This window comes from Gluconobacter sp. P1D12_c, from assembly GCF_018812105.1.
Classification (GTDB): Bacteria; Pseudomonadota; Alphaproteobacteria; order Acetobacterales; family Acetobacteraceae; genus Gluconobacter; species Gluconobacter oxydans_A.
On the sequence record NZ_JACSIQ010000257.1, the window covers coordinates 1 to 545 of the forward strand.

At 57.9% G+C, this 545-nt stretch carries 1 pseudogene; it reads left to right on the forward strand.

The features are described from left to right. A pseudogene (locus KP705_RS16625) lies at positions 1-545 on the forward strand (Tn3 family transposase); the annotation flags it as partial.

The window sequence follows — 545 nt, forward strand, 5'->3', positions numbered from 1 at the left end:
GATCCGTTTCAATCCGCCTTCCAGGCACAGCTTTGTCAGGCCAGAGGGAACAGTCATACGACAGGCTTACGAACTCTGTGTTCTGACCCAGCTGCGCGAGCGTCTGCGTGCCGGAGACATCTGGGTAACGGAAAGTCGCCAATACCGCGCATTCGACACCTACCTTCTTCCGGAAGCCACGTTTGCAGCGATGCGCGCGCAAGGACCGTTGCCTCTGGCGATCAATGCTACGGCTGACACGTTCCTTTCTCAACGGCGTGCAGTGCTGGAAACCGCGCTGAACCGGGTGACGGCTCTTGCCAGGAAGGGCGAGTTGTCACAGGTCCGGCTTGATGCACATGGTCTTGTGATTTCGCCTCTGAAAGCAATTACACCCCCTGCTGTGKAAGAGTTGAGGCGGGCGGCTTACGACCGGCTGCCACGCATCAAGATTACTGATCTTCTGCTGGAAGTGGACCGCTGGATCAGCTTCACTGACTGCTTTACCCATCGCCGTTCCAGCCGAGTCGCGGATGACAAAAACGCCCTGCTGACGGTGATCCTGG